Genomic DNA, 2,075 nt, shown 5'->3' on the forward strand with positions numbered 1-2,075 from the left:
AATAAACCATAAAATCACAAACGGATGCTCAACCACAGAAACCAAAAACACCTTGGCAATATTCTTTTCATGCTGAGCCACGTGCATAGCGGCCATTGTAAGCCTTGCCTGCGAGAATTTGTAGTACACAAAATCCCCGAAATTCATTCCATACGCAATTCCGTTGGTGATGAAATAAAGCCAGAACAGGAATCTCTGGTAATATTCTTTCGTATTAATGACCAAAGGCAGCAAACTCAGCAGAATAAAAAGCGAATTCACATACAGGATCGCGGTGGTATCAAACGCGGTTCCGTGATATGCAATATTGAAATAATCTGAAACCGAATCGATGCGGATTAAATTTTTATTAAAGAACCAAAACAATAACCTTGCAACCTGATAAAAAACAAAAGCCAGAAAAATCCTGTAAAAAAGCACGCCGATTTCCTGCAATCTAAATTCCTTCATTCTAATTTTAAAAAACAATGCTGCAAATTTACATTAAATTCATATTTCGTTAGGATTAAGTTTATTTGGCTCGCCGGGCGGCAAAATTTTAATAAAAACCTTACTTTTGCTCTTATGAATTTTATCAAAAACAATTTGGCAAATGCATTTACGCTGGCGAATTTATTTTCGGGCAGTATTGGCGTCATCCATTTGCTGGCGGGCAATTACCAGATTACTGCCCTCTGCATCATCATTTCTCTGGTTCTGGATTTCTTCGATGGATTTATCGCAAGAGCCCTGAAATCGAACTCCAATCTCGGCGCACAACTCGATTCGCTTGCCGATATGGTGAGTTTTGGCCTGCTGCCCGGACTTGTTATCTATAAATCTTTAGAACCTTTCGGAAACCAGTTTTTGGGAACCGATTTACCGTTTGAAATAAAATATCTTGCCCTTTTTATTACTTTATTTTCCTGTTTAAGACTGGCAATTTTTAATCTTGATGAAGAACAGACTTATTATTTTAAAGGTTTAAACACACCATCAAATACGATTCTGATTTTCGGACTGTACTATGCTTTTCTGGAATCCGGAAGTTTCTCGTTTCTGTTTGAAAATCCGCCTCTTCTGATTCTTTTCACAGTGATTTCTTCGTGGCTTCTGGTTTCGCCCATTAAAATGATTGCCATGAAATTCAAATCGAGGAAACTGGAAGATAATTACCCAAAAATTGCTCTGTTAATCGGCTCGGTTCTGATTCTTATCATTTTTAAAACAGTCGGAATTCCTTTGGTCATCATCTATTATATGTTGATTTCGCTGGTTTTTCAGAAACAACTACGTTAAACTCTGAAGAACGAAATCTTCTGCCCACCTTATCTTATTTAAAATAATATCATGAATTTAAAACTTTATAAACCGCTTTGTGTCTTCGATCTTGAAACGACGGGAACCAACGTTGCAAAAGACCGCATTGTTGAAATAAGCATCCTGAAAGTAAATCCCGACGCATCGCGTGAAAGCAGAACCTGGCTTGTAAATCCGGAAATGTATATCCCGAAAGAATCTACAGCGGTACACGGAATAAGCGATGAGGACGTGAAAAACGCTCCGAAGTTCAGTGAAATTGCATCGAAAGTGATGGAAATGATTGCAGGAACCGATTTGGGCGGGTTCAATTCCAACCGTTTTGATGTCCCGCTTCTGGCAGAAGAACTTTTAAGAGCGGGAATCGATTTCGATTTGAATAAATTCAAACTTGTTGATGCACAAACCATTTTCCACAAAATGGAACCCCGAAATTTAACTGCAGCTTACAAATTCTACTGCAAAAAAGACCTCGAAAACGCGCATTCTGCGGAAGCTGATGTGTTGGCGACATTTGAAGTTCTCGACGCGCAGGTGGGTCATTATGAAGATTTACCGAATGAAATCGCGGCGTTAAGTGAATTTTCATCACACCATAAATTTGCAGATTTGGCAGGTTTTATCGCGTTCGATGAAGATGGAAAAGAGGTTTTCAGTTTCGGGAAATATAAAGGACAAAGGGTGAAAGATGTATTCCAAAAAGATTTGGGCTATTACGGCTGGATTCAGAATGCGGATTTTCCTCTGTATACAAAAAAAGTCCTAACGGGAATTCA

Annotated in this window: 2 protein-coding genes and 1 pseudogene; 2 read left to right on the forward strand and 1 reads right to left on the reverse strand. The window is 38.7% G+C overall.

What is annotated here, in order from left to right:
* A pseudogene (locus tag V5N63_RS09600) lies at nucleotides 1-450 on the reverse strand (LTA synthase family protein); the annotation flags it as partial.
* A 114-nt stretch (nucleotides 451-564) separates the two neighbouring features.
* Between V5N63_RS09600 and V5N63_RS09605 the strand changes: the two are divergent.
* Both V5N63_RS09605 and V5N63_RS09610 read left to right on the forward strand, forming a co-directional pair.
* Complete coding sequence (locus V5N63_RS09605) at nucleotides 565-1,278, forward strand: CDP-alcohol phosphatidyltransferase family protein (RefSeq protein WP_332033770.1); 714 nt, start codon at nucleotides 565-567, stop codon at nucleotides 1,276-1,278.
* A gap of 51 nt (nucleotides 1,279-1,329) precedes the next feature.
* Nucleotides 1,330-2,075, forward strand: a 746-nt coding sequence (locus V5N63_RS09610) for an exonuclease domain-containing protein (RefSeq protein WP_332033771.1), incomplete at its 3' end; no start/stop codon positions are given.

This window comes from Kaistella sp. (assembly GCF_032060305.1).
Classification (GTDB): Bacteria; Bacteroidota; Bacteroidia; order Flavobacteriales; family Weeksellaceae; genus Kaistella; species Kaistella yananensis.